Source organism: Exiguobacterium sp. NPDC077395 (genome assembly GCF_050269125.1).
GTDB classification, from domain to species: Bacteria; Bacillota; Bacilli; order Exiguobacteriales; family Exiguobacteriaceae; genus Exiguobacterium; species Exiguobacterium aestuarii_A.
In genome coordinates this window covers 73,983-92,870 of sequence record NZ_JBNNHU010000002.1, presented here as the reverse complement: position 1 = coordinate 92,870, position 18,888 = coordinate 73,983, and the positions used below count along the sequence as shown (strand labels likewise).

General features: G+C 48.0%; 21 protein-coding genes. 12 read left to right on the top strand and 9 right to left on the bottom strand.

What is annotated here, in order from left to right:
- Positions 1 to 27 precede the first annotated feature (27 nt).
- Together ACQKD4_RS10935 and ACQKD4_RS10930 are read right to left on the bottom strand one after the other, a co-directional pair.
- Entirely contained in the window at positions 28 to 465 is a 438-nt protein-coding gene (locus ACQKD4_RS10935) for a hypothetical protein (RefSeq protein ID WP_214761324.1), read from the bottom strand.
- Between the two features lie 60 nt (positions 466 to 525).
- Entirely contained in the window at positions 526 to 1,275 is a 750-nt protein-coding gene (locus ACQKD4_RS10930) for an SDR family NAD(P)-dependent oxidoreductase (RefSeq protein WP_031424198.1), read from the bottom strand.
- Between the two features lie 123 nt (positions 1,276 to 1,398).
- Here ACQKD4_RS10930 and ACQKD4_RS10925 point away from each other — a divergent pair, with 123 nt between their 5' ends.
- Positions 1,399 to 2,025, top strand: a complete 627-nt coding sequence (locus ACQKD4_RS10925; protein WP_427373353.1) for a TetR/AcrR family transcriptional regulator — start codon at positions 1,399 to 1,401, stop codon at positions 2,023 to 2,025.
- Positions 2,026 to 2,050: 25 nt separating this feature from the next.
- On the opposite strand, the gene gloA2 is transcribed toward ACQKD4_RS10925, so the two are convergent.
- The gene (gloA2, locus tag ACQKD4_RS10920) at positions 2,051 to 2,431 is read right to left on the bottom strand and encodes an SMU1112c/YaeR family gloxylase I-like metalloprotein (protein WP_427373352.1); all 381 of its coding nucleotides are present in this window, start codon (positions 2,429 to 2,431) and stop codon (positions 2,051 to 2,053) included.
- Between the two features lie 278 nt (positions 2,432 to 2,709).
- On the opposite strand from gloA2, the gene htpG reads away from it, so the two are divergent.
- From htpG to ahpF, 4 genes are all read left to right on the top strand, one after another.
- Positions 2,710 to 4,578: a molecular chaperone HtpG gene (gene htpG, locus ACQKD4_RS10915; protein ID WP_427373351.1), complete on the top strand. Its 1,869-nt coding sequence runs from the start codon at positions 2,710 to 2,712 to the stop codon at positions 4,576 to 4,578.
- Between the two features lie 95 nt (positions 4,579 to 4,673).
- The gene (locus ACQKD4_RS10910) at positions 4,674 to 5,471 is read left to right on the top strand and encodes an HNH endonuclease (RefSeq protein ID WP_427373350.1); all 798 of its coding nucleotides are present in this window, start codon (positions 4,674 to 4,676) and stop codon (positions 5,469 to 5,471) included.
- 333 nt (positions 5,472 to 5,804) lie between these two features.
- Positions 5,805 to 6,368, top strand: a complete 564-nt coding sequence (gene ahpC, locus ACQKD4_RS10905) for an alkyl hydroperoxide reductase subunit C (RefSeq protein ID WP_015880295.1) — start codon at positions 5,805 to 5,807, stop codon at positions 6,366 to 6,368.
- An 11-nt stretch (positions 6,369 to 6,379) separates the two neighbouring features.
- Positions 6,380 to 7,903: an alkyl hydroperoxide reductase subunit F gene (ahpF, locus tag ACQKD4_RS10900; RefSeq protein ID WP_427373349.1), complete on the top strand. Its 1,524-nt coding sequence runs from the start codon at positions 6,380 to 6,382 to the stop codon at positions 7,901 to 7,903.
- Between the two features lie 38 nt (positions 7,904 to 7,941).
- On the opposite strand, the gene ACQKD4_RS10895 is transcribed toward ahpF, so the two are convergent.
- Entirely contained in the window at positions 7,942 to 8,238 is a 297-nt protein-coding gene (locus ACQKD4_RS10895) for a hypothetical protein (protein ID WP_427373347.1), read from the bottom strand.
- A gap of 243 nt (positions 8,239 to 8,481) precedes the next feature.
- Here ACQKD4_RS10895 and ACQKD4_RS10890 point away from each other — a divergent pair, with 243 nt between their 5' ends.
- From ACQKD4_RS10890 to ACQKD4_RS10880, 3 genes are all read left to right on the top strand, one after another.
- Positions 8,482 to 8,829 (top strand): PadR family transcriptional regulator, encoded by a 348-nt coding sequence (locus ACQKD4_RS10890; RefSeq protein ID WP_015880292.1) that lies wholly within the window; start codon positions 8,482 to 8,484, stop codon positions 8,827 to 8,829.
- Positions 8,816 to 9,778, top strand: a complete 963-nt coding sequence (locus ACQKD4_RS10885) for an HAAS signaling domain-containing protein (protein WP_427373346.1) — start codon at positions 8,816 to 8,818, stop codon at positions 9,776 to 9,778. The genes ACQKD4_RS10890 and ACQKD4_RS10885 overlap by 14 nt, the downstream gene beginning before the upstream one ends.
- A gap of 78 nt (positions 9,779 to 9,856) precedes the next feature.
- Entirely contained in the window at positions 9,857 to 10,693 is an 837-nt protein-coding gene (locus ACQKD4_RS10880) for an aldo/keto reductase (RefSeq protein ID WP_427373345.1), read from the top strand.
- Positions 10,694 to 10,724: 31 nt separating this feature from the next.
- On the opposite strand, the gene ACQKD4_RS10875 is transcribed toward ACQKD4_RS10880, so the two are convergent.
- From ACQKD4_RS10875 to ACQKD4_RS10860, 4 genes are all read right to left on the bottom strand, one after another.
- A complete protein-coding gene (locus tag ACQKD4_RS10875) occupies positions 10,725 to 11,540 on the bottom strand; it encodes a MetQ/NlpA family ABC transporter substrate-binding protein (protein WP_427373344.1) in 816 nt (271 codons plus the stop codon).
- Positions 11,541 to 11,560: 20 nt separating this feature from the next.
- Complete coding sequence (locus ACQKD4_RS10870; protein WP_214696647.1) at positions 11,561 to 12,223, bottom strand: methionine ABC transporter permease; 663 nt, start codon at positions 12,221 to 12,223, stop codon at positions 11,561 to 11,563.
- A complete protein-coding gene (locus ACQKD4_RS10865; RefSeq protein WP_427373342.1) occupies positions 12,216 to 12,962 on the bottom strand; it encodes a methionine ABC transporter ATP-binding protein in 747 nt (248 codons plus the stop codon). Before ACQKD4_RS10865 ends, ACQKD4_RS10870 begins: the two co-directional genes overlap by 8 nt.
- A 109-nt stretch (positions 12,963 to 13,071) precedes the next feature.
- Entirely contained in the window at positions 13,072 to 13,812 is a 741-nt protein-coding gene (locus ACQKD4_RS10860) for a hypothetical protein (protein WP_427373341.1), read from the bottom strand.
- Positions 13,813 to 14,006: 194 nt separating this feature from the next.
- Here ACQKD4_RS10860 and adhP point away from each other — a divergent pair, with 194 nt between their 5' ends.
- From adhP to ACQKD4_RS10840, 4 genes are all read left to right on the top strand, one after another.
- Positions 14,007 to 15,038 carry an alcohol dehydrogenase AdhP gene (gene adhP / locus ACQKD4_RS10855; RefSeq protein WP_427373340.1) on the top strand — a complete coding sequence of 344 codons (1,032 nt, stop codon included), beginning with the start codon at positions 14,007 to 14,009 and terminating at the stop codon, positions 15,036 to 15,038.
- Between the two features lie 111 nt (positions 15,039 to 15,149).
- The gene (locus ACQKD4_RS10850; RefSeq protein WP_339963505.1) at positions 15,150 to 15,575 is read left to right on the top strand and encodes a MarR family winged helix-turn-helix transcriptional regulator; all 426 of its coding nucleotides are present in this window, start codon (positions 15,150 to 15,152) and stop codon (positions 15,573 to 15,575) included.
- A 107-nt stretch (positions 15,576 to 15,682) separates the two neighbouring features.
- Positions 15,683 to 16,210 (top strand): CarD family transcriptional regulator, encoded by a 528-nt coding sequence (locus ACQKD4_RS10845; RefSeq protein ID WP_271305830.1) that lies wholly within the window; start codon positions 15,683 to 15,685, stop codon positions 16,208 to 16,210.
- A gap of 112 nt (positions 16,211 to 16,322) precedes the next feature.
- Entirely contained in the window at positions 16,323 to 17,237 is a 915-nt protein-coding gene (locus ACQKD4_RS10840; RefSeq protein WP_427373339.1) for a methyl-accepting chemotaxis protein, read from the top strand.
- 70 nt (positions 17,238 to 17,307) lie between these two features.
- On the opposite strand, the gene ACQKD4_RS10835 is transcribed toward ACQKD4_RS10840, so the two are convergent.
- The gene (locus tag ACQKD4_RS10835; protein WP_427373338.1) at positions 17,308 to 18,807 is read right to left on the bottom strand and encodes a malate:quinone oxidoreductase; all 1,500 of its coding nucleotides are present in this window, start codon (positions 18,805 to 18,807) and stop codon (positions 17,308 to 17,310) included.
- Positions 18,808 to 18,888 lie beyond the last annotated feature (81 nt).

Here is an 18,888-nt window from a genome sequence, read left to right as displayed (position 1 = left end):
GCCTAGACGCGCGTCTAGGCTTGTTTTTCATTCTGGTCGTAGTGATGCGACATGATCGGTCTCACGGCGAATGAAACGTTTGAGTTGAGCGCTCAAGTCATCGAGCTGGCCCATTGTCGTCCTCATTCTACATTTCATATGAATGTGGTCAAATGAGTCAAACTGCCATTCATCATGAATGAAAATATCGACTTGGATGGTCCCGATGCGGTCAATCAACGTGAAGGTTAGATTGACTTGCAAATCATCCGAATCCTCTTCTTCATCGAGCAGTCTCCATGTGATTGGTTCTTTGCCCCACGCTTGATTGAATTGATCGATCTTTTGATGAAGATCCTCAAGACTCGCATCATCTAAATAAATCAACTGATTACTGGTGCAGGCAGAAGACCGAAGTTGAAGCTGAACTTGATAAAACAGCTCCGTTTCATCCATCCATACTCGTTCCATCTCAAACTGAATCATGACTTCACCTCTTTTTCTTAATATAACACGAGGTGTCATCACATCAGGATGCTCTCTCGATTATTTCGCCGTCACGCCACCGTCTACTGGAAGTTCGATCCCGCTAATATGATTCGCTTCGTCTGACGCGAGGAAGAGGACGGCTGCCGCCACCTCATCCGCTTGTCCGAGATTCGGCAAAGCGATTTGATTCAAGAAGTGCTGCTTATAGTCCGGATGTTCCATATGCGGCGCACTCATCGGTGTCACGATATACCCCGGATGCACCGAGTTGACCCGAATATTTTGCTTCCCGTAATCGACGGCCGCTGCTTTTGTGAGAGAGCGGACAGCACCTTTTGAGGCCGTGTATGCCCCGGCACCTGCCATACCTGTAAGTGCTGAGATAGAGGAGATGTTGACGATTGATCCTCCGCCATTCTCTGTCATGAGAGGAATCGCATACTGCGTCCCTAACATGACCCCATCGATGTTGATGCGATACGTGCGCGCCCAGTCCTCTTCTGTCTGTTCCAAGAACGGTTTCGCGAGTGCGATTCCGGCATTATTGATGAGGATATCCAATTTTCCACACGTCGCTTCCACTTCTGCAAACACGTCTTCCCAACTTGAACGTGAGGTCACGTCATGCTTCACCGCGATGGCTTCCCCACCTTGTGCACGAATCGACTCGACTACGCTTTGTACCCCTTGCTCATTGATATCTGTTGCGACGACCGTCGCCCCTTCTTTGGCGAATAGACGTGCCGTCGACTCTCCCATACCGCTTCCTGCCCCTGTGATGACCGCTACTTTCCCCTGTAAACGCATTGTCCCAGCTCCATTCATTAAATTATGATAGTCTAACTATCATAATTGTAATTGGATGTGACATTAATCTCAACGAAACTGCTCGAAGACGATATACTAAGGACAGACAATGAGGTGATGGAATTGAGTAAACGACAACAAAACAAAGAAGAACGGATTCAACTGATTATCCGTGAGGCCGAACGCTTATTTTTAGAGAATGGCTTTGAGAAAGTTCAAATGCAGGATATTGCGGATGCGGCAGGGATTGGGATAGCGACACTGTTTCGCTATTTTCCGAAGAAAGACCAATTGATTGTCGCAGCGGCGGTCAAGAATCTACAGCCGACACTCGAGCGATTTGAACAATTTGTGGATGAGGAAGGCACCGCCTATGAACGGCTAGAGGTCATCTTGAACCACTTTTTCGAGATGCAGTTGGAGCGGACGGACCACGCCCGTTTTCGTGAGGCGTTCGAGAGCTATGCATCGTTCGTCGCCACACCCCTTCCTGGCATCGAGACATACATTGACGTACAACGACGAATCATGCAGACGCTTGAACCGTTGATCGAAGACGGAAAGCGTGATGGCTCGTTCCGACCAAATATCGATGTGAAAGTGACAATTGTTACGATCATCAATGCATTCGGGACGTTCGGCAACAACATCATGTTGAAGTCGCATATCAGTTATTTAGAGGACGATATCGAACCGGCTGTGCAAATCAACGTATTAAAAGAGATGTTGCTCGCATCCATTCGGGCATAAGAAAACCCCTTCTTCGTGAAGGGGTTTATTCGTGTAGTTCTAACGGTAGTCCATCGGGGTCGAAGAAGAATGTCATCTTTTCTCCTGTAAAATCATCACGACGAATCGGTTCTGTCGGAATTCCATGTTCATTCAATTCGGCGACGACGGACTCGATGTCGTCGACTTTAAACGCCAGGTGCCGAAGACCGCGAGCCTCTGGGAAATTTGGACGCTCGGGACTGTCCGGTTTGATGAACAGCTCGAGCTCATATGTACCAAGGCGTAAGTCGATTTTGTGATCCTGTTTCTCCGGGCGGTGGTGTTCTCGAATCACTTCGAATCCGAGTGCCTCGACATAAAACTGCTTTGCCTTATCGTAATCCGACGCAATGATTGCGACGTGGTGAATCGTATGTAAGTTCATCATTCTACCCCCGTATACAAAAAATGAGCACCTCTCACTAGAGGTGCTCTCGAAAGTCTACCGCGACGGACCACGCTCCACAACGTGCTCCTCAAGGGAATGTCCGCCGTCTTACATAGACCAGCTCATCGCATGTACTCAACTATATGCGAAACCTACGTCCTCGTCAATCTTTTCTTCAAATTCGGTTGACATCTTCCTAATTTTTAGGATAATCAATAGTGTTAGCACTCTTTATAAGAGAGTGCCAAAATACAGACAAAAAAGGGAGAACGATCATGACAAAGAAACAGTTTCAAACAGAATCGAAACGAATTTTAGAGTTGATGGTCCACTCAATTTATACACATAAGGACATCTTCTTGCGCGAGCTCATCTCGAACGCAAGTGACGCGATCGATAAGATGTATTATCGTGCCCTCTCCGACGAGAGCATCGAGTTCAACAAAGACGATTACTTCGTCAAAATCGAACTCGATAAAGAGGCACGGACGATTACGATTCGCGACACGGGCATTGGGATGACAGAAGAAGAACTTGAAACGAACCTCGGAATTATTGCAAAGAGCGGTTCACTCGCCATGAAACAGGCAACGAAGATGGAAGAAGACCATAGCCTCATTGGTCAATTCGGGGTCGGATTCTATTCCGCGTTCATGGTCGCTGACCGTGTGACGGTACGGACTCGCTCGATTGACAGTGATCAAGGATACGTATGGGAGTCAGAAGGTACAGACGGCTATTCAATCGAACCAACAGACAAAGCGGATATCGGTACAGAAATCACGCTCCACTTGAAAGCAGACACAGAAGATGACACGTACTCGTCATTCCTTGAAGAGTATGAAATTCGTTCGCTCATCAAGAAACATTCGGACTTCATCCGTTACCCAATCAAACTCGATGTGACGAAACATCGTCAAAAAGAGGACTCAGAAGAGTATGAGGACTACAAGGAAGAAGAGACCGTCAACAGCATGGTGCCGATTTGGCGGAAGCGTAAGAGCGAGTTGACAGACGAAGATTACAAAGCATTCTATCACGAGAAGCGCTACGGTTTTGATGAGCCGCTCAAGCATCTTCACTTGAACGTCGACGGGACGATTCGTTATCAATCAATCCTCTACATCCCGTCAACGGTTCCGTTCGACTATTACACGAAAGAATTTGAGAAAGGGCTCGAGCTCTACTCGAACGGTGTGTTGATCATGGAGAAGTCACCAGACCTCTTGCCGGACTATTTCGGTTTCGTCAAAGGGATGGTCGACTCTGAAGACCTCTCACTCAACATTTCCCGTGAAATGTTGCAGCAAGACCGCCAGCTTCGCGTGATTGCGAAGAACGTGAAGTCCAAAATCAAAGGGATGCTCGAGAAGATGCTCCAAAACGAGCGCGAGGACTACGAGAAGTTCTATGAGTCGTTCGGTCGTCAATTGAAGTTCGGTGTGTATGACCAGTTCGGTGCAGCCAAAGACGAATTGAAAGACTTGATTCTCTTCCATTCTTCTCATGAGAAGAAGCTCGTCTCGCTCAAAGAGTACGTTGAGCGGATGAAAGAAGATCAGAAGTATATCTACTATGCGACAGGTGAATCGATTCATCGCATCGATCTCTTACCACAAGCAGAGCGCTTGAAAGAGGAAGGATATGAAATCCTTTACTTCACAGAAGAAATCGACGAGTTCGCAATCAAGATGCTTCAGTCGTATGAAGACAAAGAGTTCAAGTCGATTGCGAGCGGCGACCTCGGTCTCGATGACGCGGAAGCGAAGTCGCTCAACGAAGACAACGAAGACCTGTTTGCTTTCATGAAAGAAGAGCTAGGAGACCGCGTCAAAGAAGTGCGTGCCTCGACACGCCTCAAGTCACATCCAGTCTGCTTGACGGTCGCAGGTGACGTCTCGATTGAGATGGAGAAGATTTTGAACGCGATGCCAAATGGCGGCGGTATGAAAGCGGAGAAAGTGCTCGAAGTGAATGCTGAGCATGTCATCTTCCAGACACTCCAACGTGTGTATAAAGAAGATGAAGCGAAAGCGAAACAATATACAGACCTCTTATATCAACAAGCCCTTCTCATTGAAGGGTTACCGATTGAAGATCCGGTAGCGTATTCGAATGCGGTGTGTGCGTTGATGGCGGAGTGACGGTTAAGACAGAGGGCGACCTCTGTCTTTTTCGTTTTTAGCAAAAAAGCATGCTACACTCTATTTAAAAGAAAAACCTGGAAATGAGGTGCTTTATGCTGTTCGAAAAAAATAAAGTGTATAGACGTTCCTTCATCCATGATCAATATGGTGGAAGCCGTCAACGAGGAATCAGTACACCTAACAAGCATAAACTTATTTTTATTTTCGATAGTGGGATGGATCAAGAATTTGGTTATAAGAATGGCTGGAGCGAAGAAGATGGCTTGTTCTATTATAGCGGCGAAGGTCAAGAAGGAAATCAAACTTTTTCTTTCGGAAATAAAGCGCTTCTCCACCACATCGAAAATGGTGAGGACGTTTACTTATTTGAATCTCTTGGAAAAGGAAATTATCGCTTCGTAGATCAACTTGTTTTGATTGGTTATGATATTCAATTTGGAATCGACAAGCATCAGAATCAGCGAGAAGTCATCGTTTTTGCTTTTGAACCGCTCCATGTCGTACAGGAAGAATCTCACGAATATGCAACAACTATGAGATACAAGTCAATTGAGGAACTCGAACAAATTGCTAATCGTGACCCAAAGCGTGCGACTGGATTAAGTATGTCGATTCGAAAGCGTCAAGTGAGGGAACAGACAGCTGCCTTATACTATTACGTACTTGCGAGAGCAAATAATCACTGTGAAGCATGTGGTCAAGCCGCACCATTTGATACTGAACAAGGGCCATATTTAGAACTTTACTCATTATATAAAGAATCCGATGAAGGATTGGCTCTCCCTGAACAAGTAATAGCTACTTGCCCTAACTGTCATGCTCGACTTCGGAAAAGTAAAGATCGTGCCTTGTATCGAGAAAAGATTATACAGAAAATTCTTCAACCTTAATCGCTACTTGTGATTAAGGTTATTTTATTGATGTAATTGATAATCACACAAATCATGCCGAGAAAATGTATAACCCTTTCCAAAATATTAGTAACTATACTCATGATGTTCATTTTTCAAAATAAGAAAATCGAGAGAAAAATACCAATTGGAATGTAATCGTTTTCTTTACTTTCATTAAGCCAAATACAGACAATCTATTGATATGCCTTATACTTTCAAAGCATGCAAACGCCTTGACAATTCCAGCTCGTTATATGAAGTTAGTATTACATTATAATTATTCTAGTCGAGATAGAAACGCTAGAGTAAAAAACAAGGAGGACATAACCCATGTCATTAATCGGCAAAGAAGTACTACCATTCAAAGCACAAGCATTCCAAACAGGTGAATTCCTCGAAGTTACAGAGAACGACCTCAAAGGCAAATGGAGCGTGGTCTGCTTCTATCCAGCTGACTTCACATTCGTCTGCCCAACTGAACTCGAAGACCTTCAAAACGAGTACGCTACACTTAAAAACCTCGGTGTAGAAGTTTACTCTGTCTCAACAGACACACACTTCACACATAAAGCTTGGCACGAAACATCTGAGAAAATCGGAAAAATCGAGTACATCATGATTGGTGACCCATCACACGTCATCTCACGCAACTTCGACGTCTTGAACGAAGAAGACGGCCTCGCAGACCGTGGTACGTTCATCATCGACCCAGACGGCGTCATCCAAACTGTCGAAATCAACGCTGGCGGCATCGGCCGTGACGCGAGCACGCTCGTCAACAAAGTCAAAGCAGCACAATACGTACGCAACAACCCAGGCGAAGTCTGCCCAGCGAAATGGGAAGAGGGTTCTGAAACACTCCGCCCAAGCCTTGACCTCGTCGGTAAATTGTAAGGAGCGATTGCATGTTAGAAGCAGCGATTAAACAACAGCTCGACCAATATCTCCAGCTCATGGAGGGCGATGTCGTCCTCCGTGTGAGCGCTGGGGAAGACAAAGTCTCAAACGAGATGCTCGAGCTCGTCAACGAACTCGCCAGCATGTCATCACGTATCTCGGTTGAACGCGCGACACTCGAGCGTACACCGAGCTTCAGCGTGAATCGTCCGTCTGAAGAGACAGGAATCGTCTTCGCGGGGATTCCACTCGGACATGAGTTCACATCACTCGTCCTCGCCCTCCTCCAAGTGAGCGGGCGCGCACCGAAAGTTGATGCGGACACGATCAAACAGATCCAAAACATCGAAGGCACGTATCACTTCGAGTCATACATCAGCCTCAGCTGCCACAACTGCCCTGACGTCGTGCAAGCGCTAAACGTCATGAGCGTCCTCAACCCGAACATCACCCACACGATGATCGACGGAGCCGCGTTCAAGGATGAAGTGGAAGCGAAAGAGATCATGGCTGTCCCGACGGTCTTCTTGAACGGAGAATCGTTCGGTAACGGTCGGATGTCACTCGAAGAGATCTTAGCGAAACTCGGTACAGGTCCTGACGCGTCTGCGTTCTCGGACAAAGACCCGTACGACGTCCTCGTTGTCGGCGGCGGTCCAGCTGGTGCAAGTGCGGCCGTATACGCGGCTCGTAAAGGAATCCGTACCGGAATCATCGCGGAGCGCTTCGGTGGCCAAGTGATGGACACGATGGGCATCGAGAACTTCATCGGTACCGCTTATACAGAAGGTCCAAAGCTTGTCGCAAGTCTTGAAGAGCACGTCAAAGAGTACGGGATTGATGTCATGAACCTCCAACGCGCGAAGCGTCTGGAGAAAAATGACCTCGTCGAAATCGAACTCGAGAACGGTGCTGTCTTGAAGAGTAAGAGCGTCATCCTCTCAACTGGTGCACGCTGGCGTAACGTAAACGTCCCAGGTGAGGCGGAGTTCAAAAACAAAGGAGTCGCTTACTGCCCGCACTGTGACGGCCCTCTCTTCGAAGGGAAGCGTGTCGCGGTCATCGGTGGCGGTAACTCTGGGATTGAAGCGGCTATCGATCTCGCTGGTATCGTCAAACACGTGACGGTCCTCGAGTTCGCTTCTGAACTCAAGGCCGACCAAGTGCTTCAAGACCGTCTCCACAGCCTCCCGAACGTGACTGTCATCACGAACGCTCAGACGACAGAAATCACAGGTACGGACAAAGTGAACGGAATCTCGTATGTGTCTCGTGAGACGAACGAGTCATACCATGTCGAACTCGAAGGTGTCTTCGTCCAAATCGGCCTCGTCCCGAACACAGACTGGCTCGACTCGGTCGAACGCAACAACTTCGGGGAGATCGTTGTCGACCGTCATGGCGCGACGAACGTCCCAGGTGTGTTCGCAGCGGGAGACTGCACGAACAGCGCCTACAAACAAATCATCATCTCGATGGGTTCTGGTGCGACAGCCGCACTCGGCGCCTTCGACTACATGATTCGCAACTAATACAAAGACTCGCCCTCTATCATGAGAGCGAGTCTTTTTTACAGTTCAAATGTTTTCCCGGAGTCCGGGATGAATAAGACCGCTTTTCCGCTCCCCGTCTCAAATCGGTAGCCCCTTCGAGGGGTAAATGGATTCCATTCTCCCCCGCTCGTTGGTACGCTTTCCATGTACGTCACATCACTGTACGTTTTGTCCAACGTCTCTTCCGCTTCCGCTACCGAATAAGTCGGTACAGATAACACGATTCCGATACTGACGCTAATCACCCCAAACGCAACAACCCATCGAGTTGATGTCGGCTTTCGAAACTGGGTCATGACCAATAGCGTGATCATCCACCCAATCGGCACACCGAACGTTGCGGCTCAACCATATATCCGAACGTTCACTTCCATCAACATGACAATTACGATACCGCCAACTATCCACCACCACTTCATGAACATCACCTCCCCTTCATTATCCCAAAATCAGGAAAAGACTCAATTTGTTTTTTAGATAATTAACTACATTGATGTATGATGACTTATAGTGTATGATATACAGTATAAAGATAAGCGAATGAAGGAGGCGAAAAAATGTCCGATGTCAAAGCCTCGTTGGTGACGGAATTGCGTCGTGGTACGTTGACGATTGCGGTGCTCAGTCAGTTGAAAACGCCACAGTATGGTTACTCGCTCGTCCAAGCATTACTTGATGCCGACATCAACATTGACCAAAGTACGCTCTACCCGCTCCTGCGTCGACTTGAAAAACAAGGACTCGTCACGAGTTCCTGGGACACGACGGAGAGTCGACCTCGTAAGTACTATGTGCTCAGCCCAGACGGAATGGATATTTTGAATGAGTTGTACGTGGAATGGATGAACATGTCGAAAACATTGACCCGTCTCATTGAAGGAGGAAATGATCATGAATCTTCGTGATGTGTATATCGATGAAGTCACTTCTCGAATCCCTGAATCGATGCGGCAAGATGTCGCCCTTGAATTGGAATCGACCATCGATGACATGACTGGAAATGACCCGTCTGAAGCTGCCTTATTTGAAGCGTTGCGCGAACTCGGCGACCCTCATGTTCTCGCTGCTCGTTATGCGAATCGTCCCCTTCATCTCATCGGACCAGCTTTCTTCACACAGTACGTGAACATCATCAAAATCGTCTTACCGATTGCCGTCACGGTTGTCACCATTCTTTCCATCATCGGTTATTTGACCAATCCCATCGACGACACGTCTTGGAGTCAATTCTTGATTCAAGCATTCCTTCAAACCGGGGCTGCCATCTTCAATGTTGTCGTTCAAACGCTATTCTGGATTACTCTCACGTTCTTCATCATCGAACGGGCTGTACCTGAGGGCGAAGTCCCCTTCTCGAGTTGGAAACCTGAACAACTCAAGAAAGTAAAACCTCGTTCGACCTCAATCTCTCTTGGTTCAATCTTGTTTGATGTTGTCGTCACCGTTTTGATGGTCGTATTGTACGTCAACGCCGAACAGTTGATTCGCGTCGTCACGGATGGCGAATCCTATCCACTACTCAATTCGTCCGTCTTGAATCAATTCTTCCCATTTGTCATTGCCTTGGCCGTTTTTGGCATCGCGATCGCCATTTACAAATGGATCGTTCGACACTGGACGAAGCCGCTCGCCTTGTGGAACGCCCTCTTCAATATCGTATGGATTGTCGTCACGGCACTCATTTTACTGCAACCTGATCTAATTTCGACCGAAGCGCTCTCTTTGATTGCTGAACAAACGAATATCGACATCGAAACAATCAGTCGCTGGGGTGTATGGAGTATTTTGTTCACGATCATCGTCGTGTGTATCCTCGATTTGGCTGAAGGTTTGATCAAAGCGTTCCGTCGTTGACCTCACATTCAAACGTTTCATTTCCGAGGAAAGTGGAATACCGGAGAAGAGAACGGATTTTGAATGGGGAGGCATTTGATGGGTATTCCAACAATCAAGCTACATGACGGTTATGAGATTCCGGCCATTGGACTCGGAACAGTTTGTTTGAAAGGTGAAGCAGGGGTCGACGCCATTACGTGCGCCATCCGAAACGGATATCGACTCATCGATTCGGCGATTCGTTATGATAATGAAGGTACAGTCGGTGAGGCGGTTCGCCAATCCGGCATCCCGCGCGAACAACTTTTCTTAACATCAAAATTGCGCGCGCAATATTATGACTACGACCAAGCACTCGAGATGATTCGGGAGTCCCTATTTCGGGCGAACCTCGACTATTGGGATTTGTTCCTCTTGCATTGGCCAAATCCGAAACAAGACAAGTACGTCGAGGCGTGGCGTGCCTTGATTCAGGCGAAGAAAAACGGATGGATCCGCTCCATCGGGGTATCGAACTTCATGCCGGAACATCTTGACCGCTTGATTGAAGAAACGGGAGAAACACCGGTCATCAACCAAATCGAGTTACACCCGTACTTCTCGCAAGTCGAGCAGCGGCAAGCCGATAAGGAACGCGGCATCATCACAGAGGCATGGAGCCCGCTCAGTCGCGCCCGTACGGTCATCCATGACGAGAAGATCACCGAACTCGCCAAACAAAAAGGCAAGAGTGTCTCTCAAGTTATCTTGCGCTGGCATATCCAGCTCGGTGTGATTCCGCTCGCCCGTTCATCTAGCGAGTTGCATCAGAAAGAGAACCTCGATGTCTTCAACTTTGAATTGACCGACGAAGAGATGGAGACGCTCAATGCGTTGACGAAGCCGGATGGTCGCATCGATGACCAAGATCCAAGAGAATACGAAGAGTACTAAAAAAGATTGAGCCGACGAGGCTCAATCTTTTTTATTCAAACGCCGGAATCGCCGTTTCTGCATAGTTTTCTTCTAAGAATGCACGAACTTCATCACTCGTGAGCGCCTCACCGAGTTTTTGGATTGCTTCGTCATCCTGGTTGTCTTCACGTGCGACGAGGGTGATCGCGAAGTCGTTCTCGACACCTTCTGTCAGAAGTGCGTCACTCTTTGGTGTCAAACCGAGCGGTGCCGCGTAGGCCGGTGTCATCAAGACTGCATCGACATCATCGTATGCACGAGCGAGCATCAACAAGTCGACTTCTTCAAACTTGAAGTTTTTCGGATTCGAGGTGATATCGGCTTGTGTATAGTACGTGCCTTCTTTCTCTCCGAGTTCAATTACATCATGTTGTGCAAGAAGTGAGAGAGAACGGTCGATGTTCGATACGTCGTTGGCGATGGCGATGGTCGCGCCTTCCGGAATGTCTTCCATGTTGTCATAGTTTTTCGCGTATACGCCGTAGTTTGCGAAATAGATTGGTTCGATTGGAACGAGATTTGCATCATTGCTGCGGTTGAACTCTTCCATGTACGGGACGTGTTGGAAGAAGTTCGCATCGACTTCTTTCGCCGCAAGTGCCGAGTTCGGTTGGACGTTGTCTCCGAGGACGACGATTTCGAGTTCGATGTTCTCTTCTGCGAGCTGTTCTTTCGCAATTTCAAGCATATCTGTCATCGGTGGGATGAGTGACGCGACTTTCAACGTCTGTGGTTCGTTCGATTGTTCTGTTTGTGTTTCTGTGTCGTTCCCACATGCCGCGAGGACGAGTGTGAGCGAGGCAAGAAGTGCCATCAATTTTTTCATATTCATTTCCTACTTTCTGTTTAGCGTTTGTCGATAATTCGTGCCACGGTCGTGCCCGTGAACTGGATCAGCTGTACGAAGACGAGCATGATGAGAATCATATAGAGCATGAGTTCTGTCTGGAACTGTTGATACCCATAACGGATGGCAAAGTCACCGATGCCACCGCCCCCGACGACCCCCATGATCGTCGAGTACGAGATAAAGCTGATGATGGATGTCGTCAATCCGAGCACGAGACCGGATCTGGCTTCGACGTAAAGAAACTTAAAGATGATATCTTTCACCGACGCCCCCATCGAAAGCGCCGCTTCGACAACCCCGCGCGGAACATCAATCAACGATTGTTCGACGAGGCGCGCATAATGCGCGATGGCAATGATGGAAAGTGGCACCGTCGCTGCCGCTGTTCCGATGGCTGTCCCGATGATGAGTCGTGTAAATGGAATCAAAAACACGACGAGTAACAAGAACGGGAATGACCGGACGATGTTCACGACTAAGTTGAGCACAGAGAAGACGACTTGGTTCTCTAACAGCTGTCCTTTACGCGAAAGATAAAGCCACGTACCTAACGGAAGTCCAACTAGAATCGCAGCGAGAATCGATACCCCGACCATGATGAACGTCTCGGCGATGGACTGCCAAATCTCAGATTGATAGCGCAACAAGATGTCAGGCATTCGGTTCGCCCTCCTTCCGTAGCTGTTCGACGAACCAACTCGGATTCTGATCGATGGCGACCACACCCGTCGGCTCTTGTTCAATCGTCTCATGAACGGCTCCTTCTGCCATGACGGTGACGCGATGACAGATTTGACGAATGACATCCATCTCATGCGTGACGAGGACGATGGTGACGCCTAGTTGTTCATTGACTGACTGGAGGACACGTAGCACTTCTGCCGTCGTGTTCGGGTCAAGGGAAGAGGTCGGTTCATCGCATAGGAGCACGCTCGGTTCGCTTGCGAGTGCACGAGCGATGGCGACCCGTTGCTTCTGCCCTCCACTCAACTGGGAAGGATATTTATCGCGATACGTTTCAAGTCCGACAAACTGGAGACATTCCATCACGCGTGCTTCCCATGACGCTTTCGGGCGCTTGGCAAGCTTCAGTGAATCGAGGACGTTATCAAAGACGGTCTTATTCGCGACTAGATTAAATTGTTGAAAAATCATACCGATCCGATGTCGCTTCTTGCGGAGTTCCCGATTGGAGAGCTCGGTCAACTGGTCGCCATCGACCGTGACACTTCCACGATCGGGTCGCTCCAACACATTCATTAATCGAAGGAGCGTCGACTTCCCGGCACCGCTTGCGCCGATGATGCCGTAAATCTCTCCTTTTCGAATGTGAAGCGATACATCGCGAACGGCCATCTCTTGTCCATAACGTTTATGGACGGACGACAATGTGATCATGGCGGACATCCTTTCTACATCTCGTGAGTGAGTCAACCGTTTATCATTTTAGCGAAGTAAAGAGTCGATGTCAGGTCATGTGCTCACACGAAAAGAACCGCAGTGCGGTTCAGAGTGGATGTCGTTTGAAATATTCGGCGATGTGTCGCTTCATGGCGTCTCGATTTTCGGCGAAGATGCGATGGCGATGACCGTTCCCACCAGATGGGTGCGGAAACCCGCTCACTACGCGATCCTGATCCAAGAGCCCTCGCTTAACCAACAATTCCACAGCTCGCCTCACATTGACGCCCATCGGTAAGATGAGAGCATCTTGAAGATGGGCCATCTCTTCAGCGAAAGTTCCTTCCACGTACGGTCGAAACAGATCCGTTCGAATCATATCCGGGCTCGACCCGTTATAGTTTTTACCCTTATAAAAGACCGGATAAGGGAGGACCGCCGTGTTTTGTACGAGATGATTTGCTGATTCGAACAAATCGAGGGAGGACTCAATCCCTAAGTGATGATGTAGCTCTAAATCATCCAGCATCGTCACCAAGTTCTTTCGAATCGGACCGGAAAAACTGCCACGTTGTTTGACGGCTCGAAGCGCCTCTTCGTCTGTCGCATCCTTCAAGTCGCGAATCGCCTCGAACGACTGACGCATCTGATATAAGCCTGGCGTGATTCCCGCGATGACGACTTTCGCATTTGGATTAATGTATTCGAATGGTGCGTAATAGATGTCGAGTTGTTTCTTTTCATCACGGTCTAACAGGAATTCTTTGCTTTTTAACGTCTCTTCCTCTAAATCTGATAACTGCAAAATTTTTGATTTGTATGTGTGAAATAACTCTGTCCGCGTCATGTAACTGACACTCCTTTCGTTTGCTTCATTCATCTCTATTTCCCTAAATCTTCATGTGACAAAAGTTCATGTTTAAGACAATTACTATTCAAAAATAAAGCGCTTTCATTCCATTTTTTGTGCTATTCTGACGGTGTGATTCAGAATGTTGTTTAGGCAGATTCGCTAATTTCTCACAAGGAGTGTGTTCAAACATGAAAGCAGTCGTTGTCAATTCAGCAAGCAAAGCCAACATTGAAGTCGTGGAAAAGGAAATTCGTCCATTACAATCCGGGGAAGCGCTCGTCGATGTCGAGTACTGTGGCGTGTGTCACACGGACCTTCACGTCGCGGCCGGTGACTTCGGGGATGTTCAAGGACGCGTGCTCGGTCATGAAGGGATTGGGATTGTGTCTAAAATTGCGGACGATGTCAAAAGTCTAAAAGTCGGCGACCGTGTCAGTATCGCCTGGATGTACCATGCATGTGGTCGCTGCGAATATTGTACGACGGGACGTGAGACGTTCTGCCGAAATGTTCAAAATGCCGGTTATAGTGTGGACGGAGGCATGGCCGAGCAAAGTATCGTCGTGGCCGATTATGCCGTCAAAGTGCCAGAAGGCTTGGACCCTGCGCAAGCCTCAAGCATCACATGCGCGGGCGTCACGACGTATAAGGCCATCAAAGTCGCGGACGTGAAGCCTGGGGAGACGGTCGTCATCTACGGTTGTGGTGGACTCGGCAACCTAGCTATCCAATATGCGAAACATGTCTTCAATGCACACGTCATCGCTGTCGATTTGAACGACGACAAGCTCGAACTCGCTAAAGAGAGCGGCGCCGATTTGACAATCAACCCTTCGAACGAGGGAGATGCGGCAGACATCGTTCAAGAGAAGTTCGGCGGAGCACACGCCGCAGTCGTCACGGCCGTCTCAAAAGTCGCCTTCAATTCAGCGGTCAACGCCGTTCGAGCCTGCGGGAAAGTCGTGGCTGTTGGTCTTCCTTCTGAAACGATGGATTTGAACATCCCACGTCTCGTTCTCGATGGGATTGAAGTTGTCGGCTCGCTCGTCGGGACACGTAAAGACTTAGAGGAGGCTTTCCAGTTCGGAGCCGAAGGACTCGTCGTCCCGTTCGTTCACAAGCGTTGCCTTCACGAAGTGCAAGACGTGTTCGAAGAGATGGAACAAGGGAAAATTCAGGGACGGATGGTCATCGATTTCAAAAATAAAGATTGCCAGTAAAAAACGGGGCCTTGTGCCTCGTTTTGTTCTAGATTGACGTTGACGGGGTATAGTTGCTTTTGTATAGTTAGGAACGTCTAAAACCTGGAAACGAAAGAGGAGTGACTTGATTTGACTCCATCAACGTCAACCCGTCTACTTGATTTACTGACAGAACGAAACGATCAAGTTCGACGCATAAGTGAACAATCCTGGAATGAGCAGAGTGACATCCACATCTCAAACTCTGAATGGTATATTCTCGCTACACTTTATCAAGCCAAAACGACCATTGCCGAGGTCACAAGAGACGTCCATATCTCGCGGCAAGCGATTCATAAACTGATTAAGAATCTAGAAGGTAAGGCGCTTGTCCTCGTGACGGACCATCCGCAAAATCGAAAGGACAAATGCATCGAGCTGACCTCTCTCGGTCACACTTGTTATGAACAGAATGAGGCGCTCAAAGCGCAACTCGAGCAACGCATCCAAGAAAGCATCGGACAAGAGGCGTTCAATCAACTGAAAACCATTCTACGGATGGACTGGAAACTATAATCGTGTCGGGTTCACTCGTCACGATTTTTATATGCACACCTTGCACCAAACGTCAACCGAGTTGACATTTCACCTTCTGAATGACTATGCTTATAGATAAGGAAGAGGTGATCGACTTGTTTAAAGCTGGAGACTTAATCATCTACTCGACCCATGGCGTATGTCGAATCGACGACATTTCAGACAAAACGGTCGCAGGAGAAACGAAATCGTACTATACGCTTCACCCCATCAACAACTCACAGAAGTTGCAGATTAGCATCCCGGTCGATAATGACAATGTGATGATGTTGACGTTGCTCGAAGCAGACGAAGCATTAGAGATTTTAGAGTCGTTCCGCTCGCCTGGCGTTGAATGGAATCCGCATTCGAACAATCGCAATCGTGAATTTTTAAATGTTGTCCATTCAGGGAACCGTCACGAGATCGCTCAAGTCGTGAATACGTTGAGCCGTCGTCAAATCGAGGCGTTACAGGCAAACAAAAAGCTGTACGAACAAGATCGTAAAATTTTAGAGAACGCCAAAACCATTTTGGTGAAAGAACTCTCGCTCGCTCTTGAACGTTCAGAAAGCGACATCGAACGTCAAATCGGTGAATACTTACATGAAAGCATGGCGACACTCACACCTTGACCCTTCCACGTGGAAGAGGTCTTTTTTTGTTCTGTCACAATAATATACTTTTTTTTACAATTATGGGGTATCCTAATACAAATAACTCACACGATATAGGGAGGATGTTAGGATGCAACTGCACTCTAGTACGACCCATGTCACCGACACGCATGTGATTCGAGCCATCGAGAATAATTTGGCCATCATCCGATTCAATGAAGACAGACGCGTCGCCTACGTCAACGAGATTTTCGCCAGAACGATGGGCTATGAAGTTACTCAATTGATAGGACGACACCATCGTGACCTTTGCTTGCCGGAGTTTGCAAACAGTCCGCAGTATGACTTGTTTTGGCGAAAACTGATGCAAGGAGTCAGTTATCATGACAAAATCGAACGTCTTGCTGCAGATGGTCGAACGGTTTGGTTAGAAGCCACCTATATGCCTATTTTTGATGATACGAACAGACGTGTCATTGGTGTCTCTAAGATTGCAGCTGATATCACATCACGTCAACAGGATGTTCTCCATCTAGCAAACAACCTTCAAGAAACATCAGAGTACTTATCCGCACAGTCTAAGGTTGGTAAGCAGGACGGAGAACATGTGCTAGAAAATGTGAAACAAATTGAAGCAGAATCGATTCAAAACAGGGAACACCTTCTTGCACTCCAACAAGAGGCAAAGACGATCACGGACATCGTCCAAACGATTCGCGAAATCGCTGCCCAAACGAATTTGCTCGCACTCAATGCGGCCATCGAGGCGGCACGAGCAGGTGAGCATGGGCGCGGGTTCGATGTCGTCGCCACGGAAGTGCGTAATCTGTCGAATAAAGTGTCCCTCTCGATCACAGAAGTGAATCACAATATCGAAGGAATCGTCAAACGGATTGATGACGTGTCCACGAGCATCGGACGCATCTCTCACAAAGTGAAAGATAGCTCTGGACAACTCGAACAGACGGTCCGAGAGTTCGAGAAATTAGCGGATTCAGCCGCTACACTCGAACAACAGGCGAAGACGTTTCTTAAAATGGTGTAAGCGACCGAATGATGGTCGCTTTTTTCTATACAAAAAGCGAGCATACGATTGTATACTCGCCTCATTCTCTTCAGTTATGGACCATGTCCTTTTCTTCTAAACCGAGCGTGACCGCTGTCGATTCGTGAATCGTCTTGAACAGGTCCGGATGTTCCGAAAGTTTCAAGCCATATGACGGAACCATCTCTTTGATTTTCTCTTCCCACTCCGGTAACTGTTGCGGGAAGCACTGCTCGAGCACTTTCAACATGACATGAACAGCTGTCGATGCGCCTGGAGAAGCACCAAGAAGTGCCGCAACGGAACCATCTTCCGCGCTGACGACTTCTGTTCCGAACTGAAGTGTCCCTTTTCCTTGCGGTGTATCTTTGATGACCTGAACCCGTTGCCCGGCCACAACGATTTCCCAATCTTCGTTCTTGGCGTTCGGGATGAATTCACGAAGTTCATCCATCCGTTTATCGTGAGACAAGAGTACCTGCTCAATCAAATATTTCGTGAGCGGCATCTCTTTTGCTCCTGCCGCAAGCATCGTGATGACATTGTTCGGTTTGACCGAACGAATCAAATCTAAATTCGAACCTGTTTTCAAGAACTTCGGTGTGAAGCCGGCGAACGGTCCAAACAGCAACTCTTTCCGTCCATCGATAAAGCGTGTGTCGAGGTGCGGTACCGACATTGGTGGTGCCCCGACTTTCGCCTTTCCGTAAACTTTGGCGTGATGTTGCTCGATGACCTCACGATTTTTACAAACGAGGAAGAGCCCGCTGACCGGGAATCCACCGATTTGTTTCGACTCTGGAATTCCTGTCTTTTGTAAGAGTGGTAAACTTCCGCCACCGCCTCCGATGAAGAGAAACGGTGCCGTATGCGTCTCAATCTTGTTCGCAGACAAGTCTTTCACTTTCACTTCCCAAAGACCGTTATCGAGACGCTTCACGTCCTCGACGCTATGGCCGTAGTTGACCTCGACTCCGTTTGATGTGAGATGGTCAAACAACATCCGTGTCAACGCGCCGAAGTTCACGTCCGTCCCTGAATCGATTTTCGTCGCGGCAATCGGTTCGTCCGATGTCCGTCCGTCCATGATGAGCGGGAACCATTCCCCTAGCTGATTCGGATCGTCCGATAAGACCATGCCTTCAAATAACGGATTCGTTGTGAGCGCTTCCAAACGGCGTTTCAAGAAATCGACATTCTTCTCCCCTTGGACCATACTCATATGTGGAATAGAACGAATGAAGGCACCCGGATTTTCAATCAATCCTTGCTTGACGAGATGTGCCCAAAACTGGCGTGAGATTTGGAATTGCTCGTTGACGTTGACCGCTTTGGAAATATCAATCGTCCCATCCGCGTTCTCCGTTGTATAGTTTAATTCGCAAAGTGCGGCATGTCCCGTACCTGCGTTGTTCCATTCGTTTGAACTTTCTTCCCCTGCTGCATCGAGCTTTTCGAACACTTTGATGTTCCACTCCGGTACAAGCTCTTTAAAGAGTGAACCGAGCGTTGCGCTCATAATGCCTGCCCCAATTAAAATGACGTCTGTTCTCGTTTGCGTACTGCTCATGAAAACCCCATCCTTATCCCCTGAATTTTTTGTCATACAACCGAAGAATCCCCATTCCTCAATCATATATTTTATAATCGT